This is a genomic window from Arthrobacter rhamnosi (genome assembly GCF_054510975.1).
Genome location: NZ_JBTNDN010000003.1, coordinates 221,006 through 241,899 on the forward strand (window position 1 = coordinate 221,006; position 20,894 = coordinate 241,899).

Consider the following 20,894-nt stretch of genomic DNA (forward strand, 5'->3'; position numbering starts at 1 on the left):
CGGATGTGACACTGCTTGAATAGAGCTTACGAATTGAATGATCGAACTAGGGGATGTGACGTGACACCAGCGACCGGAGAAGCCCACGATGACTGGAGCCGGGGAAGGTGGCGCAACCCGCCCGTAGGTGTGGTCGTTGATGGTCAGACTCTGCAGGTAACCGCAGCGGAGAACAGTGACGCCTGGAGGCACACCTCATATGGCTTCGTCCATGACAGCGCGCATGCCTTGCTGGCACCGCTGCCCGCAGAATGGGCGATGGAGGTCTCATTTCTTCTGGACTACACCGAGCAGTTCGACCAGGCGGGGATCTATCTTCACGTTTCGGAATCCGTGTGGATCAAAGCCGGTGTAGAGGTGTCCGATGGAATCCCACAGGTTGGGGCCGTCGTCACACATGGGGTCTCTGACTGGTCAGTAGCACCTGTCCCTGAGTGGATTGATCGGGAAATCACAGTGCGCCTAAGCAGGGCCGGTAACGCCGTCACCATCAGAGCCCGCGCTGGAGATGAGCCTTTCCGGCTCATCCGTGTCGCACCTCTTGGCGAAACCGCGAGTGCCGAAGCCGGCCCATTTTGCGCCTCTCCCACTCGGGCCAACCTCACGACCACCTTCACCCGATGGGTCCGAACCAATGCAGATACGACGCTGCACCTCTGACACGACTAGAGCCACAAACCCCATCCGCGGGGCGTACTCGAGACGGCAATGGATCTATGAGTGGGTCGGTAGTGGGTGTGGGGTTACTGGTTTGTTTGGTGCGAGTGGTGTTCGGTAATGGCTTTCGGCTCGTAGTCCGAGGTAGGTGCCGGTGATGATGAGGCCGGCTCCGATGATGCCTAGGAGGTGGAGTGTTTCCTGGCCGATGCTGAGTCCGATGAGGACTGCCCAAATGGGTTCGGTTCCCATGAGGAGACTGGCCCTGGATGCTGAGGTCTGCTGAATGGCCCAAGTCTGTACGAGGAAAGCGAACACGCTGCAGGCGAGTCCGAGGTAGAGGACGCCGATCCATTCCCCGGTGTCGAAGCTCCGCACCGCGTGGAATACGTCGTGGTAGTCGGCGAGGGTGTAAATGAGGGCGCAAACTGCGCTCTGGATCAGGGTCAGCGTGAGCGCGCTGAACCCGCGTCCTCGAGTGAGGGCAGAGACCGCGGTGACGTGAACTGCGCGCACCAGTGCCGCGGCGAGGACGAGGATGTCTCCGAGGGTCGGTGCCACAAACCCGTTCCCGGAGACGAGCAGGCACACGCCTACGACCGCGACGATCCCGGCGATGACCACCGGGCGCGGCAGTGGTACGCGGAAAGCGATGCTCTCGGTGACGGGGGTGAACACGATGACGAGACTGATGATCAGCCCCGCGTTCGTGGCGCTGGTGCCGGCGATCCCATGGGTTTCCAGAATGAGCACGGCGGCCTGGGTGAAACCTAAAACCGCGCCAACGATCGTTTCGTGGCGTGCGGCTCGACTCCGGTTCCAGAACAGCCAGATCACCACCAGTGCCACGGTGGTGATGAGGAAGCGTAGGGAAAGAATCACCGTCACCCCGACGGTATCCGTGAGGGCCTTCGCCGCCAGGTAGCTACTACCCCACACGAAAGCGACCAGAAGCAGGAGCAGGTCCACCCTGCGTGCAGTAAGAAACCCACCAAGGGTGTTTCGATAACCAGTGAGTGAGGTTCCCGGTGTCCGGGTCAGTAGAGATGAAGGCACATCCTCAGTCTGCTGGTGATACACCGGTAAGACGAGAGGGCACTTGGTGAACTCCTGGTTTAGGGTTCGCTTATGGATCTTCACCAGTTACGTCTGCTCCGCGAGTTGGGTGAACGGGGCAGCCTCGCCGCTGTGGCTCGATCCCACCACGTTTCGGCGTCCGCGGTGTCGCAACAGCTCACGGCGTTGCAACGTGGGGTCGAGGTTCCTCTGACCGAGCGTCGGGGACGGAACCTCGTTTTGACCGGTGCTGGTCAGGCCCTGGCGTCGGCTGCGGTGAATATCAGTGTCGCGATGAGCTCCGCGGAGCAGGCTGTCAGCCGGTACGTGCAGGACCCTACTGCGATGGTGAGTATCTCGGCGTTCACCAGTGCCGGTTTGACCTGGTTCGGCCCGCTGCTCCAAGCCCTCTCAGGCAAAGGGACGCCGCAGCTGGTCCTACATGACCGTGACGTGGGACAGGACGCTTTTCCCGCCCTGACCGCCGACTACGACCTGGTTATTGCGCACCGCCTCGAACACAGCCGTCAGTGGCCGGACACGATCACCGCCCTGCCGCTGGTGCGTGAGCCCCTGGACATTGCCATGTCGGACGGGCACCGGCTCGCTGGCGCCCCGAGCGTCGGTGTCGCAGACCTCCTCGAGGAGGAATGGGTATCCGTCCAGGACGGGTACCCGCTCGAATCCGCCCTGCAAGCCATCGCCGTTCACGCCGGCAAACCCTGCAAGGTCACACACCGCATCAATGAATTCCTATTAGCGGCCGCGATCGTCTCGGCCGGTTCTGCGATCGCGCTGATGCCCCGCCACACTGCACCCCCACCATCCAGCAGTGGGATCGTCCTGAAATCACTCCACGACCTACCACTGGCAAGGCACGTCGACATCCTCTGCCGACCCGAAGCCCTCCACCGCACCGCCGTTCGCAAAGTCATCACCACACTCCAGAACCACACAACCACCGAAGATCGCTGAGGGTTTCCTGAACGTGAGGGTAGGTGTTCGTTTAGGCACTCGCCGAGCGGTGAAACGTAGAACTGCTCACCCTCGCTGCAAAACGCCGCAGTGTCACAGTCACGGATCCTTCTCGCCCTGTCGGCCTGGAATCACGCTGCACTTACTGATTCTTCCCGGAGTGGCGACGAATATTGAGCAAGCTTGCCGCGCCGATGACCAAGCCGGCGAGGAGTCCGGACACGCCAGAGCGGGCAACGCCGACGGAAGTGCCGAGTGGCGTTAGGTCGAGGAGGAAAGCTGCTCCAGCGAAGGCTCCTCCCATGAGCAGCGGGAGCGCGATCAGCAGTACGCCCAGAACAACCGGCGACTTGTAGGAAGCGTCAGTACGCTCCATTAGAACCTCCATTTCCTATGTGGAAGTTCTAATGACCTGACGACCGACCGCGCAGCCGCATGCACCTTCTCATCCCCCTGGACTTGCTTTCGTCTCCGCAGGCTACCGTCAAGCGCGGGGCGGAGGTGCTAGACGTCGTTGTGCGTCACGGCCCTGTCCTGCGTCATCCGCTAGTGAAGCGCTCCTACTAGCGGTTCGAGTTTGTGGGCCGATCATCTTGTGCCCGACCTCGGCCCAGCCTGCACCCGAGCCCCCACCTCTCACCCGGCGTCGTAGGCTGGCCGCATGTTCTCCTTCATCGGCAGGCTCCCGCAGCCCGCGAAGACGCTGTACGTCCTGATCTTCCTCGCCTTCGTGCTGCTGTTCGTCACCTTCGTCATGGATCTCGCGGAAGCACGGAGATTCGCTTTCGCGGGAGTGGGCACCCTGTTCTTCCTGCTGGGTCTCTGCGCGAGCCTGAACATCAACGGCACCGCCGACGGGATGGCATCTGCCATCAAGGAGTACCGGCCCATGGGCGCCGACTACTCGCGGTCCTTCCTCTCGACGCCCCTCTACGCGCGCCTCTTCGGCATCATGGCGGTGGTCGTCGGATCAGTCTTCGCCGTGACGGCGGTCGTCTCCCCCGGCCGCCTCTGAGCACTCCGGCCTCGTCCGTGGGCTTCGACTGGCCACTCACGTGTGACTTTCCGCGAGAGTGGCGGGGTCGCACGATGCACGTCAGCTAGTTCACAGCGGAGCGACCGCCCTCGATATCTCTCCCGAGGGAGAGCTGACTCCCTTCTTCGACCTCGCTCACGTCAGCATTATCGGTACGACCCGACACGGTCTCTGGCTCTCGGTTGGGCAGTGGGACGCGTCCGGTCACCCCCGATGATCCTCGTGCCGCCTGGACCCTGGTCGACCGCCCCTCTGACGACAAGAAGGCGGCGATCGAGGCGATCAGCGCCGAGTTCGCCCACCTCGATGCCTATTGGACAGCGCCCTCGGGCGCCACGACCCCTCTGTCGGACGGCCTCACCAGTACCCATCTCGACGTCGTCGATGACTGGCCCAACACCCGCCACCAAGGCCCACAACAACATTCCCCGACATCTGAGCTGGTCACGCTCAGCCTGCCCGGTCAAGGATCGGCTCACAGGACGAGAGAGCGGGCTGTCTCTTGCGCCCCTTCCCCGTTGTTGCCGACCGTGCCACGATGCTTTACACAACTTTATGGGGGACACAATGATGCTCAACCGCCGGATTACAGCGACCGCTGGTCTTCTCACGCTGCTCGTTGGAGCATGTTCGGCCTGCACTGCGGACAGACCATCCGCTGATGGTCTGCCGTCCTACAGCTCCCTGGAAGAAGTCCGGCAGGCGGTGGCCGGGCAACTCGACTGCCAGGAAAATCCGCCCTCACCCACCGCAGTAATGGGCACTGATGGACAGATACCCACCGAGTCGGTGAAGTGCACGCAGACCGTCGAAATCTTCTATTTCGAATCACCAGACGCGCGAGACGACGCATTCACAGTGATGGCTGATGCTGCGGAATCTGACGGCTCCGTGTATTTCGCCGAGGGTAAAAACTGGTTTGTCGTCGACTACTCGGAGGTCGGGGTCGGCACCACAGACCCTGAACCCCTGGACCTCTCAGTGCTGTCCGACCCCCTCGGCACCCGATTCACGGAAGTGAGCTGAGGACGAGACAGCCGTCCGTTCGAAGATCGCGTCCGGGCTGTGCCTCGCCGCAGTACTACGGTGGTCGATATGCCGAAGAATACCTGGTTAGCGGCCATCGCTCTTCTTCTGATCAACGCTGCGGGCAGCCTCAGCTTCTTCTTCTTTTCCCTCCCCGAGCGGTCGGAATGGGGCGACATGACCGCCGGAATCGTTTGTTGCATCGTGGCGACGCTTTTGATCATCAACTACAGGAGAACCTACGGATCGCAAGTGGATGCGCGGTCATGAGTGCTGCTTCTCGAAGCGTCCTAGCCAGGACAGGATTTTATCAATACGGACTTGCACCCGGGTACTTGAAGATCGCAGGCAGCTGGCAGGACCACCTGCTGTTCCAGCGCTTGAACAGCTGGGTTCGGTAGCGGACCGTTGTTCGAGCGACGAAACGGACCAGATGGAGGGAAACCGGTCGGCGCTCTGGGAAGGGAAGGAGACGTCCACCGAGCACTACGTTCATGCCGCTCTCGCGCCGATGCTGCAGCTCGGGCTGAGCCATCGAGAGATCCCTCCTGCAGGAGAAGCGGGTCATTGAGAAGCGTAGCTACTGACCCGCTGAAGGATCAGTCCGGGATCGTCATGCTACCCTTCCACTGATGAGAAGGTTGACCCGGAGTTGGTCATGATTCAGAGGTGGCATTGTGCGCATAGGCGAATTGGAACAAAGGTCCGGCGTGCCGGCGCGAATGCTCAGATACTACGAGGAGCAGGGCCTGGTGACACCGCGCCGTCTCGACAACGGTTACCGGGAGTATGACGAATACCTTGTGGACCGAGTGGCGAAGATCCGCGGACTCATCGATTCGGGTATCCCGACCAGGATCATCGGCAATATCCTGCCGTGCCTGAATCAGCCGCAGACCGTCGTCGTGGACGACGCGGACCCGGAACTCCTGGACATTCTGCGAGAAGAGCGGGACCGGATGACCCACAAGATCGACGTCCTTTCGCAGAACAGGGACGCCATCACCCGCTACGTCCAGGCACTGGAGGCCGCCGGCAGCAAGAGCGGCACCCGCAAGCGACAGCCGGCGTAGCAGCACGCCCACGATTTGACCTTGCCATTAGTGTGAAGGTTGCACCATGGGTAGGTGACTTCCTCCTCATCTTCGAAAATGATCCTCGGCCTGCAGCTGGGCAACGGATACGGCGCCTACGGATCCGCTTGGCGCGCCGCAGGCGTGGATCCGGCCAATTACACCGACTTCGACGCCCAGGTGCGCTACGCCCAGGCTGCCGAACGGGGCAAGTTCGCGTTCCTGTTCCTGCCCGACTTCCTGGCCTACAAAGCAGACGGCGTACAGGAAGCGCCCATGCTCACCCTGGAACCCCTGCTCACCCTGGCGGCCATAGCCCGCGCGACAGAGCGCATCGGTCTCGTAGCGACCGGCTCTACGACCTTCAACGAGCCCTACAACCTCGCCCGCCAATTCAAGGCCCTGGATGTGATGAGTCACGGCCGGGCCGGCTGGAACGCCGTGACCACCAGCGACCCTGGTTCCGCTGCGAACTTCGGGCAGGAGATTGCGCCTCGACCCCAGCGCTACCAGCGGGCGCACGAAACCATCCAGATCACGCAGGCTCTCTGGGGCAGCTGGCAGCAGGACGCCTGGATCAGGGACGCGACCAACGCCCGGTTCGTCGACCCGGAGAAGATCCAGGCCATCAACCTGCAGGGAGAATATGTCGCCTCGCGCGGGCCACTGCCCATTCCACCTTCGGAGCAGGGCCAACCCGTGGTCTTCTCGGCTGGCGGAGGCGCGAACGGACTCGAGATTGCCGGTCGGTACGCAAGCGCCGTCATCGGCGCCGTGTTCACCATCGAGGACGCGCGCACCCAACGCGAAGCCGTCCGCGACGCGGCACGCAAGGCGGGTCGCAACCCTGACGAGGTGAAGTTCATCGCCGGGGTCATGCCGGCCATCGCCGCCACCAAGCGGGCGGCCCTGGACCGCCGCGTAACCCTCGGCGACCGAGCCGCCCAGGCCCTCATCCCCTATCTCGGCTCCATGCTGGGACTCACGCTCGATGCGAGCCAGATCGACGAGCCACTCAGGCCCGCCCAACTGACAGCAGCCCGGCCCAGTCCCTTCGACCCCCGCTCCCCCAAGGCGCTGGAGGTCGCCCGCGAAGGATGGACCCTCCGCGACATCCTCGCCCACGGGGTCATCGACTACCATCCCACTCCCGTCGGCCCGGCGTCCGTCACCGCGGACCACCTGCAGGAATGGTTCGAGGCCGGCGCCTGCGACGGCTTCTGGGTGTCCATCGATGTCTACGAGGACGGGATCGACACCTTCGTCGACGAAGTCGTCCCCCTGCTGCAGGAGCGCGGTCTCTTCCACGACGACTACGAAGGAACCACCCTGCGCGACCACCTCGGCGCCCCCGCCCAGTACGGTGTGGACAGCCGACTCACGGATGACGCCGAATGACGACGACCCCCAGCCGTCACAGCCACGTTCACAACCAGAGCCCCGGCGTTGATGCCAGTCTTTTCCGCAGTACTGTCGGCCGTTACGCCTCAGGTATCACGATCATCACCGGCCTCGATGACCAGGGACCGATCGGATTCACCTGCCAATCGTTCTACAGTGTCTCCGTCGACCCGCCGCTGGTGTCCTTCAGCGTCATGAAGACCTCCACCACCTACCCGAGGATCCGCGACACAGGCTCCTTCACGGCTAACGTCCTCGCCCGCGACCAGGAAGCACTGTCGAACCAGTTCGCTCGACGAGGCACGGACAAATGGGCAGGTATCCCATGGAGTCCGACAGCACAGGGCAACCCGATCGTTGAAGGAAGCCTGGCCTGGTTCGACTGCATGATCTGGGCCGAACACGACGCCGGCGACCACTTCATCGTGCTCGGACGCGTCATTCAACTAGGAACATCCCCTGACGACCATCCCGGCCCCCTGCTGTACTTCCAAGGCCGATACCGGACCCTCCAGGAGCTCCGCCCTGCCTGATGCGTGCGTGCACCGTTTCCACTGATCAGTGGCCCCACGTTCGTCAGCACTCGGATTTATGACACCCCCATTTGACCTTCACACTAATGGCAATGTTGATGATGGAAGGACAGATATCGCACGAGGGAGACACATGAAGATCGGAATCATCGGCGCGGGCTCGATCGGCTCGACCATCGGCCGGCGGCTCAGCCGCCATGGACACGACGTGGTGATCGCGAACTCCCGCGGCCCGGAGACCATCGACGCCAGAGCCTTGAGTACCGGCGCGCGAGCCGTTCCGGCGTCCGAAGCGGCCATCGACGTCGACGTCCTCGTCGTCTCGGTCCCCCTGAACCGCAATGAGGACATCGCCGCCCATGTCCGGCGCGCTCCCGAGGCCGCCGTCGTCATCGACACGTCCAACTACTACCCGGCACGCGACGGCATCATCCCCGCCTTAGCTGAGGGGCAACCCGAGAGCGCCTGGTTGTCCGAGCTCTTCGGCCGCCCCGTCACGAAGGCCTGGAACGCCATCACGTCCCAGTCCTTCGACGCCAAGGCCACTGACGCCGGTACGGCAGGCCGTGTTGCCATCCCGGTGGCCTCCGATCACGACGACCACCGGAAGGTGGCGATGTCCCTGGTGGAGCAGACCGGCTTCGACGCTGTCGACGCCGGCGTTCTCGCCGAGTCGTGGCGCCAGCAGCCCGGCGCCCCCGTCTACTGCACGGATCGGACGGGTGAGGAGATGCCCTCCTTCCTGGCAGCCGCCGAGAAAGAGCGGGTCCCGCAGCGCCGGGATCTGGCCATGGAGGCCATCGGCTGGTACATCGACGCCGGCGGCAGGCCGGACGGCAAGTTCCTCGTCGCCATCAACCGCGCCTGCTACAGCTGACGCTGCGGCCCCGCAACTTCCCCCTCCACATACCAATGCGCACCTACTGGTGCGTCCTCATACGCAAGCCAGGATGAAGACCGAATGACTTCTCACCAAGCAACAGCAACAGCACCACACGACACCGGCGGTCACGGATCACGGTCCGACAGTGCGGGCCCGATACAGAAACCCTCGTGGGCGGGCGTTGCCTCGCTGAGCGTGGGCGTCTTCGCCCTCGTGATGGCAGAGTTCCTGCCGGCGAGCCTCCTTTCCCGGGTTGCCGCGGATCTGGGAGTGACAGAGGGTGTGGCCGGTCAGTCCGTCGCCATCACCGCCATCGTTGCGGCCGTTGCCGGTGTCACCATCCCGGTCGTGCTCTCGCGCATGGACCGCCAGCACCTGATGATCACCCTCTCGGCGCTGGCCGTCGTCTCCGATGTGCTGGTCGCGATCGCGCCGACCTACCCGATCCTTCTGGCCGCACGGGTCCTGCTCGGCATCGCGATCGGCGGGTTCTGGGCGCTGGCGATCTCCATCACGGCGCGCTTGGTTCCAGCAGCCAAACTCGGTCTGGGTCTGACGATCGTCAACGTCGGCGTGACCCTGGCTACCGTCGCCGCTGTCCCGCTCGGCACGCTGCTCGGTGAGATCTGGGGCTGGCGTGCCGTGTTCGCGCTGGCCGCGGGCGTCGGCATCATCGCCATGGTCATCCAGTTCTTCGCCCTGCCCTCGATGCTCACCGGCCCCTCGCGCGGATTCCGGCCCCTGATCCGGACACTGCGCTCCCGCATGGTCCTGCTCTGCCTGTTCACCATGGCCCTGATGGGTGCAGGGCATTTCGCCGGCTTCACCTACATCCGTCCGGCAGCGACCGAGGTCGGCGGACTCGATCCCGAGCAGCTCGCTGTCCTGCTCCTGGTGTACGGGCTCGGGATCGTGGGCGGCAACCTGATCGCCGGACCTCTCGCCGACAGGACGCTGCGCGTCGCGGCACTGATCTTCCCGCTCGTCCTCGGCCTGGCGATGATCGCCTTCGTCTACATGGGCAGCAGCCCGGTGCTGCTCTTCACCGCAGCCGCGCTCTGGGGAGCAGGTTTCGGCGCCCTGCCGACGGTCATCTCGACCTGGCTCGCACGGGCCGAACCGGCCCGCCTGGAAAGCATCGGCGGACTCCAGACAGGAGTGTTCCAGGTCGCGGTCGCCCTCGGCGCGTTCCTCGGCGGACTCCTCGTCGACGGCGCAGGTGTGCAGACAGCCCTTGTCGTCGGTGGTCTCGCCTCCGTCCTCGGCGCCCTCATCCTGGGGGCAGTCAAGCCTCCGAAACTCACATAACGACACGACCACTGGAACCAGCATCTTATGAGTAATGACACGCACCTCGCCCCCGCAACAGGGTCCATCGGCATGATCACCGACCCTCAAGGAGCGATCACCGACCCGATCGTGGCCAGCCCCACACCAATCAAGCGATTGTCGCCCGGCGAGGTTCTGACGATCTCCGTCCTGGTCTTCTCGGCATTCGTGGCGTTCCTGTCCGAGATGGTCGTCGGGGTGGCGCTGCCGCAGATCATGGACGACCTGAACATCACGGCGACGACCGGGCAATGGCTCACCACCGGCTACGCCCTCACCCTGGCGGTCATCATCCCGACCACCGGGTACATCATGCAACGCTTCCAGCTCCGGACGATCTTCATCGCCAGCGTCGGACTGTTCACCCTCGGCACCCTCATCGCGGCCGTCGCACCCGGCTTCGCGCTGCTGCTCACCGGCCGGATCGTGCAAGCACTCGGTACGGCTGTGCTGGTCCCGCTGCTGATGACGACGTCGATCGGCCTCGTCGCACCCTCCCGCCGGGGACAGATGATGGCATTGGTCACCGCGGTCTCCGCCGTCGCGCCCGCCCTCGGTCCCGCCTTCTCCGGCCTGGTGATGTCGCAGCTTTCCTGGCGGTGGCTGTTCATCATCATCCTGCCGCTGTCGGTGCTCGGCTTGCTCATCGGGGCGATCAAGATGCCGAACCTGACCACGCCGTGACGCATCGGATTCGACGCGCTGTCGCTGGTGCTCTCCGCGATCGGTTTCGGCGCACTGGTGTTCGGCCTGGCCAGTGCCGGCGAATCCAGTGACGGGCATTTCTCAGCATCGTTCTGGATCGCGATCCCGCTCGGGGTGGCGGGTATCGCGGCGTTCGTGGCGCGGCAGCTCCGCCTGCAGCGCCACGGCACGGCCGTCCTGGACCTGCGGATCTTCACCTACGCCGGGTTTGCGCGACCCGTCATCGTCTTCACGTTCCTGGTCATGGGCGCCTTCGCTCTCGCCACCCTGCTGCCCCTGGTCATGCAGGAATCCCTCGGACTCGGTTCGCTGGAGACAGGGCTCCTGATGGTGCCCGGCGGAGCGACGATCGGGATCGTGTCCCTCCTCGTCGGCCGCTACTACGACCGCATCGGAGCCCGCGGACTCGCCCTTCCGGGAGCCCTCGTCGTCGGTGCCGGCTGGTGGTTCATGACGACCTTCACGGAAGACACCTCGATGTGGGTGGTCCTGGCCACCTACGTGTTCGTCTGCGCCGGACAAGCTTTCGCCTGGGTCGCTCTGTTCACCATGTCGCTGGGATCCCTCCCCAGCGCCCTCACCCCGCACGGCAGCGCCGCGCTGAACACCATTCAGCAGCTCGGCGGCGCAGCCGGACTGGCAGTACTCATCGCGGTCTTCAGCTCGAACGCCGGCGGCACGGACGCCGCTTCCGTCGCCGATGGTGCCCGCGCCGCCTTCACCGTCGGCACTGTCCTGGCAGTCGTCGCCCTCGTAGCAACGGCATTCCTCCCGCGACACGCGCGCACCATGAATGAGCACTGAACGAGCGCTCGTCGAGCAGCAGAACGCCGCCTGCCGGCTATCGACCACAGCTCGAGGGCACCCGCCCTGGCTGCGCGACGGTCAACCGTTATCTACCCTCGCATCGGGCCCTTGTCCTCACGCCGTCGTCGCCAGGGCTATGTCTGTCGGACGGTCAGCGGTCTTCAGGTGTTTCAGGTAGAAGTACAGCGGGACCGCTTCCACCACTGCGAGCAGCAGGAACATGGGGATGACGGCCGTCGAGGCAAAGGGAGTAGTCGGATCAGCGCTTGCGCCGAACCACTGATCGGTGGCCACCCCGATGGCCTCGAGCACCAGAGTGACGAGCATGGGACCGACTACCAGTTCGCCGAGCGGCTGTCGGTTCCAGAGCCACCAGGCCCCGCAGATGAGTAACGGAAGCCAGATCGCAAGGTCCTGTATGAAGACCGGATTCGTGGTTACGCCGGAGCATTCGAGGAAAGTGGCCGGCTGTTCACTGCGGACAGCAGGAATGATGGCCCGCAACCACACCGCTGCATTGAGAACCGCAAGCACGGCGACGTAGATGGCGATGCTGCGGACGGGAAGCATGCCGTCGAACCGCGCGCGGAATGCTACGAGGTCCACCGTCTGAACGATCACGACGATTGACCAGAACGCCGCGGACAGCATCGCTATGTAGATCAGGAAGAGACTGTTGAAGGGCGTGGCAAAAAGAAACAGGACGCTCTGATAGACGATGTACGCCAGAGCTCCCAGCCACACCACAAGTGCCCGCGCCGAGTCGCGTCGGGTGAAGAACATCGCGGTGACGAGCGCTGGAAGGGCGAGGACCATGATCACCAGTGCTGTTCCGCGGAGGTTGCCCTGCGCGACGGGCGGACCCCCGAGAACGTCCGGGATGAAGTACGAGGCTGCGGAGGCAGTCAGTGCCCCGATGGCCGATGCACTGGAAAGCCGGTACGCAGCCGCTGGCAGGAGAATCATGTGCTCCATGCTTCCTGCAGGTTACGGCCCCGCCTAGGGTCGAAAGGCACGCTCTGCCCGCGCTTTGTTCCGCGCGGACGCAGAGGTTGCACGACGAAAAGGGCTGACCGTGACCGTGAACCACCGCACCGGTTGATGCATTGGAAGACGTTTGCGCGAGTCTTGCAGCCGACGTGACGTCACTCGCCTCCACAGCACCCTCGCTTACACCGAGTGGAAACGCTGAGGCCCTTCCAATGGACCAGTCGGGGTTGCTGGGTGACGACAGGCAGGCCCTAGCGGACGACGAGGACGTTGCCGCGGGCGTGATGCAGCACGGCATGGACGGTGGATCCGAGCCGCGCGCCGAGAGTGTTACGTCCCTTCGCGCCGAGGACGACGCACGCGGCCCTGCGGGCGTGCTGCACGATGACTCCGGGTACGGAGGGTTCCGCGAAGGAATCCTCGATGACGGTGAGGTCCGTGTCGTCGGGCAGTATGTTCAGGGCCTGCTGGACGACGGGATCATGCTCCGGATCGGGCAGGTGCGTCAGGGCGTGGCGAGCGTAGGGTCTGACGTGAAGCACACGCAACGATGCGTGCAGTGTTCTCGCCAGATCCGCCGCGGCGATGACAGCGCGGTCGCTTTCCGGCGACCCGTCGACGGCGACCAGAACATCTCCTGGTTCGGGTTGGTCCTCGCGCACCACCATGAGGGGGCAGGAGGCTGCGGCTGCGAGGTGGAGGCCGACGGATCCGAGGAGCAGGCCGGCGAACCCGCCGAGTCCGCGGGTTCCGACGACGAGCAGGGAAGCCTCCGCCGAGAGTCTGGTGAGCACTTCGGCGGGGAATCCGGCGATGAGCCGCACGCTCACTGCAAGGTTGGGCTCCGCCTGTTGGGCGAGGTCGATGCCTTCGGCGGCGGTTCTTTCTGCCGCTCCACGCAACCCGCTGTCCTTGATACCCGTCACGGGGCCGAGGTCGTGGGTGAAGAACGGCCAGAACCAGCAGTGCACCACCACGAGGTCTTGCTGCGCTGCCACCGCATAGTGGGCCGCCCAGAGCACTGCGTGCCGCGCGTCGTCCGACCCGTCGTAACCAACGATCACTGGTTTCACCGGAACGCCGGCCGGGTTCATGCCAGCGTCCGGACAGGTGGCAGGGGTGTGGTCTCACCCTCGGCCAGGTGGAGGGCGCCGTGGGAGACGAGGACCGGGCACTGCGCCCGCTCTGCGAGTGCGGAGCTCACGGATCCCAGGAGCAGTCCGGCGAACCCGCCGTGGCCGCGGGAGCCGACGACGACCATCGCGGCATGCATGCTCTCGTCGATGAGGACCTCCACCGCGAGGCCGCGCACCACCCCGCGCTCGACCTCCCCGACCCGGGAAGGAGTCCCCTCGGGGAACGCCTCCGTCAGCGCCTGGTCCAGGGCCTTGCGCGCGAATCCCTCGTAGTCGTATTCCACGGGAGGCGCGTACAGGCCGAAGGCGAGAGGGTGCTGCCATGCCGTGATGGCGCGGAGGGTGTCGCCGGCGAGGGGCATGAGACTGACGGCGAGCTGCAGCGCAGCGATCGACGACGGAGAGCCATCGACCCCGACGACGACAACTCGCGCACGGGACGTGGCGGATGCGTCCATGATGATTCCCTTGCTGGGCGGAACACTGCTTCTTCCGATCGTCGCCGGTCGCGGGAGGAGCAGCTAGGGCCTTACGTCCCCTCCTCACTCCAAAGTGGTAGGGGACACGGGGCCCTGCCAGGTAGGGCCGGAAGAAGTCATGCTGATGCTTGGCTCCAGCAGGCGCCGGCGTCATCGAGCGGGCCCCCGACGTCGTTCATCACCGAGCGCGCCGTCATGCGGCGTCATGCAGGGTCATGTCACGCACCGGTGCTGGCAGCCGCTCCGGTCCAGCGCCTAGTCTCGTACCTACAGATCAAGAGTTCCAACGCGAAGCCCTGGCTCGTTGGACGGCAACCCCCTCCGTGGCGGGGTGCCCCAGGTGAAGATCCGGTCCCGCGCATCAGCGCCGGGGCAAGCACGGCGCGGGCCTCGGGGCTCCGCGTCCCGTCGACGGGACCTCCATGTCGTACATCTGCCTCCTCCTGTCCGGAGCGGCCCTCCTGATCAACGGTCTCGGCCTCCTCGGCCGGGTTCCATCCCGCGACTCCGGGTACTTCAACCTGGTCATCGGAACGCTCCAGCTGGTGATCGCGACGCTGATCGCGTCTGCGGGTGCAGGCGATCCCGCCGCGATCGGCTCGGCGAGCGGCATCTTCCTCTTCGGGCTCACCTACCTCTACGTGGGACTGGGATCGGTCGCCGGGCTGGGCGCCTCGGGAGTGGGATGGTTCTGCGGTCTCGTCGCCGTACTCGCCGTCGTCTTCGCCGGCACCTCCCTGGACGACGATCCGGTCAGCGCGGTGCTGTGGCTCGCGTGGGCTGTGCTGTGGGGGCTCTTCTTCCTGCTCCTGGCCTTCGATGCGGCGCGCCTGGCCCGTATCACCGGCTGGAGCGCGATCCTGGTGGGCACGGCCAGCACCATTCCTCCGGCCGTCCTCGGACTGAACGGCGCCTGGCCGGCCGGCTGGAGCCCCGCCCTCGCCGTTGCCGGGGCCATCGCGGTGCTGTTCGTCGTCGCCGGCGCCGTCAGCGCCCGCCCGGTGAAAACACCGGCACCCACGCAGGTCACCGTCCCCGCCTGACGTCGACCCCGGCCGCACCCGTCCCTACATCCCACTTCCATCTCACTTCCCGCTTCCATTCACTTCCCGCTTCCATCTCACTTCCCGCTTCCATCGAAAGGCCCACCATGACCACGCTGACCCATACCCCGCCGGCCACCGACGCGGAGTACGAACTCCTCGCCGCCCGCTTCCGCCCGCTGTTCGCCCGCATCGCCGAGGGCGCAGCCCGCCGCGAGCAGGAGCACGAGCTCCCCCGCGAGGAGATCCGTGCACTCATCGACGCCGGCTTCGGAGCACTGCGGGTTCCGGTGTCCGCGGGCGGTTCCGGTGCCTCACTGCCCCAGCTGTTCCGCCTCCTCACGGAGCTCGCGGCCGCCGACTCGAACATCCCACAGGCCCTGCGCGCCCACTTCGCCTTCGTGGAGGACCGCCTGGTGTCCACCGGAGCCCAGCGCGAGGTATGGCTCAAGCGCTTCGTCGACGGCGAGATCGTCGGCAACTCGTGGACGGAGGTCGGCACCGTCACCATCGGAGACGTCATCACCAAGGTCAGCCCGGACCCGGACGACGCCGGCGCCTTCCGCGTCACTGGAACCAAGTACTACTCGACCGGCAGCATCTTCGCGGACTGGATCGACACCTTCGCGCAGCGCACCGACAACGGGGTCAAGGTCATCGCGGTGGTCAGCACGCACCAGCCGGGGGTGACCCACAGCGACGACTGGGACGGTTTCGGCCAGCAGACCACGGGCTCCGGCACGTCCACCTTCGACCGGGCCCGGGTCGACGCCGTCAACGTCATCGACTTCGACACCCGGTTCAAGTACCAGACCGCGTTCTACCAGGCCGTGCTCCTCGCCGTCCTCGCCGGCAGCATCACGGCCGCCGAACGGGACGTGGCCCGTGAGGTCCGGAACCGCACGAGGATCTTCAGCCACGGCAATGCGTCGTCGTTCGCGGCGGACCCGCAGATCCTGCAGGTCATCGGCGAGGTGTCCGCGGCGGCGTACGCGGCGGACGCGACCGTCGAACGGGCGGCCCGGTCGCTGCAGCTCGCTTATGAGGGCGCATTCCTCGGGGACGAGGTCGAGGACGAGCGCCGTAACGACGTCGCCGAACTCGAGACCGCGAAGGCCCAGGTCATCCTGTCAGCGCTCGCCACCCGCGCGACATCCGATGTCTTCAACGCGCTCGCCGCCTCCGGCGTGAGCACCGCGAAGAACTTCGACCGGCACTGGCGCAATGCGCGCACGGCCGCCAACCACAACCCGTGGGTCTTCAAGGCGAGGATCATCGGCGACCACTCGGTCAACGGTGCCGTCCCGCCGCGCGTCTGGTCCATCGGGGCCGCGCCGGTCGCCGCGCCCGCGAAAGCCTGAGGACGTGCGCGTCCGCGGGCGCGCAGCAGGATGGACCCCCGGGCGCGGTCACCGCGGCGTCCGCCGGGCCCCCGTCCGGCGCTCGACCGGGCAGGCATCCCTGCGGTCGAGTTCGTCGAGGACGGCGTCGAGCGCAGCGGAGGGCCGCGGCAGGGAAGGGGACCCGGTCGGCGGAGCGGGAGAGCCTGCTGCCCCGCGCTGGAGCAGCAGCAGGTCCAGGTCGGAGACGATGTGGAGGTCGGGGAGGAACCCTGTCAGGTAGGTCATGGCGTGTCCTGTCCGGAGATCGGTGTGCGTGCTTCCTCCCTTAGACGGGGGCGACGCGCCCGAATCATCGCTGGTGGGTACGGCGGGTGCGCGTTCCAGCGTCGGCACCGATTCGGGCGATGACTCCGGCGGCGGCTAGAATGGTGCTCCCCCGGCGATCCGTCTGGTCTCACACGGTGTACGGGAGTCGGTTCGGGGGGATCGACCCGACGAGACCGCGGAAAGTCCCCATGACGAGCACCGAGACCAGCACCGACCTTCCCCGCCCTTTCCGCCTCACCAGGCTTGCACGGTGTGCCGTGCGCCTGAGGTTCGGGCAGGACTCCGTGATATCGGAGTCGGACGCGATCGCGATCCTCGAACAGAGCTTCGACCTCACGGGCCGGCGACAGTACGTCCTGTACTTCGAACTCGACAGGGTGTCCTGCATCTCGTCCGGCGCCCGCCGCGTCCTCACCGCGGCCCGCGACGTCCTCGCGTGCGCCATGGTCGGTGCGGGGCCGATGGACCGTATGCTGTCCGTGCCCTACGAGCAGGCCGACTACCCCTCGGAGTACTTCACGGAGCGGAGCGCCGCCCTCGAGTGGCTGGCGCTCATGCACGACGTCCTGTGTGCCGACCCGGTGGAACACGCGATGAGCCTCACGGTGGACCGGGACCCCTTCGCCCGCCGCCGGGCTTCCTGACGGCTGCCGGCAGCCGCGGCGCAGCAGAGCCCGTCAGGACGCGGGCTTCGCCGCCAGCGACTGCCGGCGGACGACCCTCACCCTCTGGTAGACCGTGACGAGGCTCGCCGCCGCCAGGACCACGAGGACGGCCAGCAGGACTCCCTCGGGCAGCCCGAGGCCCGTCAGTCCCGTGACGACCAGGACGGAGACGAGGCGCTCGGCGCGCTCCGCCAGCCCGACGTTGGCCGTGAAGCCGAGCGACTCGGCCTTCGCCCGGGCATAGGAGACGATCATGCCGAGCACGAGACAGGCGAGTGCTGCAATCGCGATGGCCGGGTTCTCCCCGCCCGTGAAGAACCAGATGGCGACGCCGGTGAACAGCGCCCCGTCCGCGATGCGGTCGAGCGTCGAATCGAGGAAGTTCCCCCACAGTCCGCCGTGGCCCTTCATCCGCGCCATGATCCCGTCGACGATGTCGGAGAACACGAAGAGCGTGATGAAGACCGTGCCCCAGAACAGCTGGCCGAGCGGGTAGAAGACCAGCGCTCCGGCGGACACACCGATGGTTCCGGTGATGGTCACGGCGTCGGGCGTCACGCCCCACTTGAGCAACAGGCGGGCCAGCGGCGTGAAGAGGGCCGTGAAGAAACCGCGCGCGTACCTGTTGAGCATCAGGACGCCGATCCCGCAGCTGTCCCCGAGGACGGCCAGGCCGCCGCGACCTGCTCGCGGACCTCACCGAGCGTCTGCGTGATCGCCTTGGTCTGCGCGATGATCGGCAGGAAGTTCCCGTCCCCGCCCCATCGGGGCACCACATGCTGGTGCAGGTGGGCCGCGATGCCCGCGCCTCCCGTGGCCCCCTGATTCATGCCCAGGTTGAAGCCCGAGGGATTCGACACCTTCCGCAGTACGCGCATGGCCGTCTGCGTGAGGGCGGCGATCTCCGCGGTCTCCGCTTCGTCGATGTCCGTGTAGTCGGGCACATGTCGGTACGGGCAGACCAGGAGATGGCCGGCGTTGTAGGGGAAGAGGTTGAGCAGCACGAAGGCATGGGTACCGCGGTGGACGATGAGCGCTTCCTCGTCGCTCTGCTGAGGAGCACGGCAGAACGGACACGTCTTCTCCGACGTGACCTGCTCCTGCCCCCCCTTGATGTAGGCGAGGCGGTGCGGCGTCCACAGTCGCTGGAAGGCGTCGGGCACACCCGCCAGTTCGAGATCGTCCGTTACCGCGGCGTCGCCCGCGTAGGGGCCGGTCCCGCCCGGATTGTCCGCGTCCTCCATCAGACCGTGGCCTCCCGGCTGCGTACCGCCTCCACGATCCGCCGGACCGCCTCGTCGACCGGCACCTGGTTGTCCTGGCTGCCGTCGCGGAACCGGAACGAGACGGCGTTGGCTTCCTGGTCCTCGCCGCCCGCGATGAGCACGAACGGCACCTTCTCCTTGCTCGCCGTGCGGATCTTCTTCGGGAAGCGGTCGGACCCGGCGTCGACCTGCGCGCGGATGCCCTCGGCCTTCAGCTTGTCGACGACGTCGAACAGGTAGTCGTTGAACGCCTCGGCGACGGGGATGGCGAGCACCTGCACGGGTGCCAGCCAGGCGGGGAAGGCTCCGGCGTAGTGCTCAGTGAGCACGCCCATGAAGCGCTCGATCGATCCGAACAGCGCGCGGTGGATCATGACCGGGCGCTGGCGCGACCCGTCGGCGGCCTGGTACTCGAGTTCGAATCGCTCGGGCAGGTTGAAGTCGAGCTGGATGGTCGACATCTGCCAGGTGCGTCCGATCGCGTCACGTGCCTGGACGGAGATCTTCGGGCCGTAGAACGCGGCTCCCCCGGGGTCGGGCACGAGCTCCAGTCCTGAGGACTCGGCGACCTCGGCGAGGGTACGCGTGGCTTCGTCCCAGATCTCGTCCGAACCGACGGACTTCTCGGGGTTGCGGGTGGAGAGCTCCAGGTAGAAGTCCTCGAGGCCGTAGTCCTTGAGGAGGCCCAGCACGAAGTTGAGCGTCCCGGTGAGCTCGTCCTTCATCTGCTCACGCGTGCAGTAGATGTGGGCGTCGTCCTGGGTCATGCCGCGCACCCGGGTGAGGCCGTGGATGACGCCGGACTTCTCGTACCGGTACACGGAGCCGAATTCGAACAGGCGCAGCGGCAGTTCGCGGTAGGACCGCCCGCGCGACCGGAAGATCAGGTTGTGCATGGGGCAGTTCATGGGCTTGAGGTAGTAGTCCTGCCCGGGCTTGCGCACCGTGCCGTCCTCGTTGAGCTCCTCGTCCACGTGCATGGCGGGGAACATGCCGTCCCGGTACCAGTCGAGGTGCCCGGAGACCTCGTAGAGGTGGCCCTTGGTGATGTGCGGCGTGTACACGAACTCGTAGCCGGCATCGGTGTGGCGCTGGCGCGAGTAGTCCTCCATGGCCTTGCGGATGATGCCGCCCTTGGGGTGGAACACCGGCAGTCCGGAGCCCAGCTCGTCGGGGAAGGAGAAGAGGTCCAGCTCCGTGCCGAGGCGCCGGTGATCGCGGCGCTCTGCTTCCGCCAGGCGCTCCTGGTAGGCCTTCAGCGCGTCCTTGGTGGGCCACGCCGTGCCGTAGATGCGCTGGAGCTGCTTGTTCTTCTCGCTGCCGCGCCAGTAGGCGGCAGCCGAACGCGTCAGCGCGTAGGCGTTGGAGATTAGTTTGGTGTTCGGCAGATGCGGGCCGCGGCAGAGGTCCTGCCAGACGACGTCGCCGGACTTGCGGTCCACGTTGTCGTAGATCGTCAGCTCTCCGGCGCCGACCTCCACCGACGCCCCGTCCTCCTCGGTGGCCCCGCCCTTGAGGCCGATGAGCTCGAGCTTGTACGGCTCGTCCTTCATGGCCTCGCGGGCCTCGTCCTCGGACACGACCCGTCGCACGAAACGCTGGTTGGTGTTGACGATCTTCAGCATCATCTTCTCGAGCTGCTTGAGCTCTTCGGGCGTGAAGGGTTCCTCCACGTCGAAGTCGAAGTAGAAGCCGTCGGTGATGTACGGCCCGATGCCGAGTTTGGCACCCGGACGCAGCTGCTGCACGGCCTGGGCCATGACGTGGGCTGCGGAGTGGCGCAGCACCTCGAGGCCGGCCGGGTCCTCCAGCGTGACGCCCTCGACGGAGGCACCCTCGGGAAGTTCCTGGTCGAGGTCCCTGAGCTCCCCGTCCACGCGCATCACGACGACGTCGCGCCGTTCACTGAACAGCTCGGTGCCGGTGGTGCCCGTCGTCGCCTGCTTCTCTTCGCCGTCGACGACGAGTTTCATGGGCTGGGGCGCTGACACGGGCGGTCTCCTCGGTGCTGGGAAAAATGGTCGCCCGAACGGGCGTGACGGGACCCGGCAAGGGCCGGGACCGCCTTGCTGATCGTATCGGGTGGGCGCAGGGCCGACCAACACACCGCCGATCGACGGGGCCGGTGGACGGGCAGATCCACGGGCGGACCGACGGTCGCACCG

At 65.8% G+C, this 20,894-nt stretch carries 24 protein-coding genes and 1 riboswitch; of the genes, 15 read left to right on the forward strand and 9 right to left on the reverse strand.

All coding sequences use genetic code 11. The features are described from left to right. Nucleotides 1-60: 60 nt before the first annotated feature. Nucleotides 61-660 (forward strand): DUF1349 domain-containing protein, encoded by a 600-nt coding sequence (locus ACX80J_RS09415; protein WP_459347568.1) that lies wholly within the window; start codon nt 61-63, stop codon nt 658-660. Between the two features lie 54 nt (nt 661-714). On the opposite strand, the gene ACX80J_RS09420 is transcribed toward ACX80J_RS09415, so the two are convergent. After that, nucleotides 715-1,626 carry a DMT family transporter gene (locus ACX80J_RS09420; protein ID WP_459347569.1) on the reverse strand — a complete coding sequence of 304 codons (912 nt, stop codon included), beginning with the start codon at nt 1,624-1,626 and terminating at the stop codon, nt 715-717. Between the two features lie 159 nt (nt 1,627-1,785). Between ACX80J_RS09420 and ACX80J_RS09425 the strand changes: the two genes are divergently transcribed. Further along, nucleotides 1,786-2,688: a LysR family transcriptional regulator gene (locus ACX80J_RS09425; RefSeq protein ID WP_459347570.1), complete on the forward strand. Its 903-nt coding sequence runs from the start codon at nt 1,786-1,788 to the stop codon at nt 2,686-2,688. A gap of 142 nt (nt 2,689-2,830) precedes the next feature. Here the strand turns inward: ACX80J_RS09425 and ACX80J_RS09430 are convergent, their stop codons facing one another. Next, nucleotides 2,831-3,064 (reverse strand): hypothetical protein, encoded by a 234-nt coding sequence (locus tag ACX80J_RS09430; protein WP_459347571.1) that lies wholly within the window; start codon nt 3,062-3,064, stop codon nt 2,831-2,833. A 285-nt stretch (nt 3,065-3,349) separates the two neighbouring features. Between ACX80J_RS09430 and ACX80J_RS09435 the strand changes: the two genes are divergently transcribed. From ACX80J_RS09435 to ACX80J_RS09480, 10 genes are all read left to right on the forward strand, one after another. Then, nucleotides 3,350-3,703, forward strand: a complete 354-nt coding sequence (locus tag ACX80J_RS09435) for a hypothetical protein (RefSeq protein ID WP_459344571.1) — start codon at nt 3,350-3,352, stop codon at nt 3,701-3,703. 588 nt (nt 3,704-4,291) lie between these two features. Continuing rightward, on the forward strand, nt 4,292-4,750 hold the full coding sequence (locus ACX80J_RS09440; RefSeq protein WP_459347572.1) for a hypothetical protein: 459 nt from the start codon (nt 4,292-4,294) through the stop codon (nt 4,748-4,750). A 69-nt stretch (nt 4,751-4,819) separates the two neighbouring features. Beyond that, nucleotides 4,820-5,020: a hypothetical protein gene (locus ACX80J_RS09445; protein WP_459347573.1), complete on the forward strand. Its 201-nt coding sequence runs from the start codon at nt 4,820-4,822 to the stop codon at nt 5,018-5,020. Between the two features lie 407 nt (nt 5,021-5,427). Further along, nucleotides 5,428-5,823: a MerR family transcriptional regulator gene (locus ACX80J_RS09450; protein WP_459344574.1), complete on the forward strand. Its 396-nt coding sequence runs from the start codon at nt 5,428-5,430 to the stop codon at nt 5,821-5,823. A gap of 54 nt (nt 5,824-5,877) precedes the next feature. Further along, the gene (locus tag ACX80J_RS09455) at nt 5,878-7,221 is read left to right on the forward strand and encodes an NtaA/DmoA family FMN-dependent monooxygenase (RefSeq protein WP_459347574.1); all 1,344 of its coding nucleotides are present in this window, start codon (nt 5,878-5,880) and stop codon (nt 7,219-7,221) included. After that, a complete protein-coding gene (locus tag ACX80J_RS09460) occupies nt 7,218-7,757 on the forward strand; it encodes a flavin reductase family protein (protein WP_459347575.1) in 540 nt (179 codons plus the stop codon). The genes ACX80J_RS09455 and ACX80J_RS09460 overlap by 4 nt, the downstream gene beginning before the upstream one ends. 58 nt (nt 7,758-7,815) lie before the next feature. Further along, nucleotides 7,816-8,634 carry an NADPH-dependent F420 reductase gene (locus ACX80J_RS09465; RefSeq protein ID WP_459347576.1) on the forward strand — a complete coding sequence of 273 codons (819 nt, stop codon included), beginning with the start codon at nt 7,816-7,818 and terminating at the stop codon, nt 8,632-8,634. 201 nt (nt 8,635-8,835) lie between these two features. Further along, on the forward strand, nt 8,836-9,948 hold the full coding sequence (locus ACX80J_RS09470) for an MFS transporter (protein WP_459347577.1): 1,113 nt from the start codon (nt 8,836-8,838) through the stop codon (nt 9,946-9,948). Nucleotides 9,949-9,975: 27 nt separating this feature from the next. Next, entirely contained in the window at nt 9,976-10,653 is a 678-nt protein-coding gene (locus tag ACX80J_RS09475; protein WP_459347578.1) for an MFS transporter, read from the forward strand. Nucleotides 10,654-10,680: 27 nt separating this feature from the next. Next, nucleotides 10,681-11,478, forward strand: a complete 798-nt coding sequence (locus tag ACX80J_RS09480; RefSeq protein WP_459347579.1) for an MFS transporter — start codon at nt 10,681-10,683, stop codon at nt 11,476-11,478. A gap of 117 nt (nt 11,479-11,595) precedes the next feature. On the opposite strand, the gene ACX80J_RS09485 is transcribed toward ACX80J_RS09480, so the two are convergent. The 3 genes from ACX80J_RS09485 to ACX80J_RS09495 form a co-directional block, all read right to left on the reverse strand. Next, nucleotides 11,596-12,447: a hypothetical protein gene (locus ACX80J_RS09485; protein WP_459347580.1), complete on the reverse strand. Its 852-nt coding sequence runs from the start codon at nt 12,445-12,447 to the stop codon at nt 11,596-11,598. Nucleotides 12,448-12,722: 275 nt separating this feature from the next. Beyond that, nucleotides 12,723-13,535, reverse strand: a complete 813-nt coding sequence (locus tag ACX80J_RS09490; protein WP_459347581.1) for a universal stress protein — start codon at nt 13,533-13,535, stop codon at nt 12,723-12,725. Between the two features lie 26 nt (nt 13,536-13,561). Then, on the reverse strand, nt 13,562-14,065 hold the full coding sequence (locus ACX80J_RS09495; RefSeq protein ID WP_459347582.1) for a universal stress protein: 504 nt from the start codon (nt 14,063-14,065) through the stop codon (nt 13,562-13,564). A 293-nt stretch (nt 14,066-14,358) separates the two neighbouring features. Continuing rightward, nucleotides 14,359-14,471: riboswitch (SAM riboswitch) on the forward strand. A gap of 37 nt (nt 14,472-14,508) precedes the next feature. Between ACX80J_RS09495 and ACX80J_RS09500 the strand changes: the two genes are divergently transcribed. Next, complete coding sequence (locus ACX80J_RS09500) at nt 14,509-15,129, forward strand: AmiS/UreI family transporter (RefSeq protein WP_459347583.1); 621 nt, start codon at nt 14,509-14,511, stop codon at nt 15,127-15,129. A gap of 107 nt (nt 15,130-15,236) precedes the next feature. Beyond that, entirely contained in the window at nt 15,237-16,490 is a 1,254-nt protein-coding gene (locus ACX80J_RS09505) for an acyl-CoA dehydrogenase family protein (protein WP_459347584.1), read from the forward strand. A gap of 48 nt (nt 16,491-16,538) precedes the next feature. On the opposite strand, the gene ACX80J_RS09510 is transcribed toward ACX80J_RS09505, so the two are convergent. Further along, nucleotides 16,539-16,757, reverse strand: a complete 219-nt coding sequence (locus tag ACX80J_RS09510; protein WP_459347585.1) for a hypothetical protein — start codon at nt 16,755-16,757, stop codon at nt 16,539-16,541. Between the two features lie 230 nt (nt 16,758-16,987). On the opposite strand from ACX80J_RS09510, the gene ACX80J_RS09515 reads away from it, so the two are divergent. Beyond that, on the forward strand, nt 16,988-17,443 hold the full coding sequence (locus ACX80J_RS09515) for a DUF7793 family protein (RefSeq protein WP_459344586.1): 456 nt from the start codon (nt 16,988-16,990) through the stop codon (nt 17,441-17,443). Nucleotides 17,444-17,476: 33 nt separating this feature from the next. Here ACX80J_RS09515 and pgsA read toward each other — a convergent pair whose 3' ends face one another. From pgsA to thrS, 3 genes are read right to left on the reverse strand one after another with little or no spacing between them, the layout of a single operon-like run. After that, nucleotides 17,477-18,097, reverse strand: a complete 621-nt coding sequence (pgsA, locus tag ACX80J_RS09520) for a phosphatidylinositol phosphate synthase (protein ID WP_459347586.1) — start codon at nt 18,095-18,097, stop codon at nt 17,477-17,479. Continuing rightward, nucleotides 18,097-18,708, reverse strand: coding sequence for an HIT family protein (locus ACX80J_RS09525; protein ID WP_459344588.1), 612 nt, complete (start codon nt 18,706-18,708; stop codon nt 18,097-18,099). Before ACX80J_RS09525 ends, pgsA begins: the two co-directional genes overlap by 1 nt. Then, a complete protein-coding gene (thrS, locus tag ACX80J_RS09530) occupies nt 18,708-20,702 on the reverse strand; it encodes a threonine--tRNA ligase (RefSeq protein ID WP_459344748.1) in 1,995 nt (664 codons plus the stop codon). The genes ACX80J_RS09525 and thrS overlap by 1 nt, the downstream gene beginning before the upstream one ends. Between the last annotated feature and the right edge of the window lie 192 nt (nt 20,703-20,894).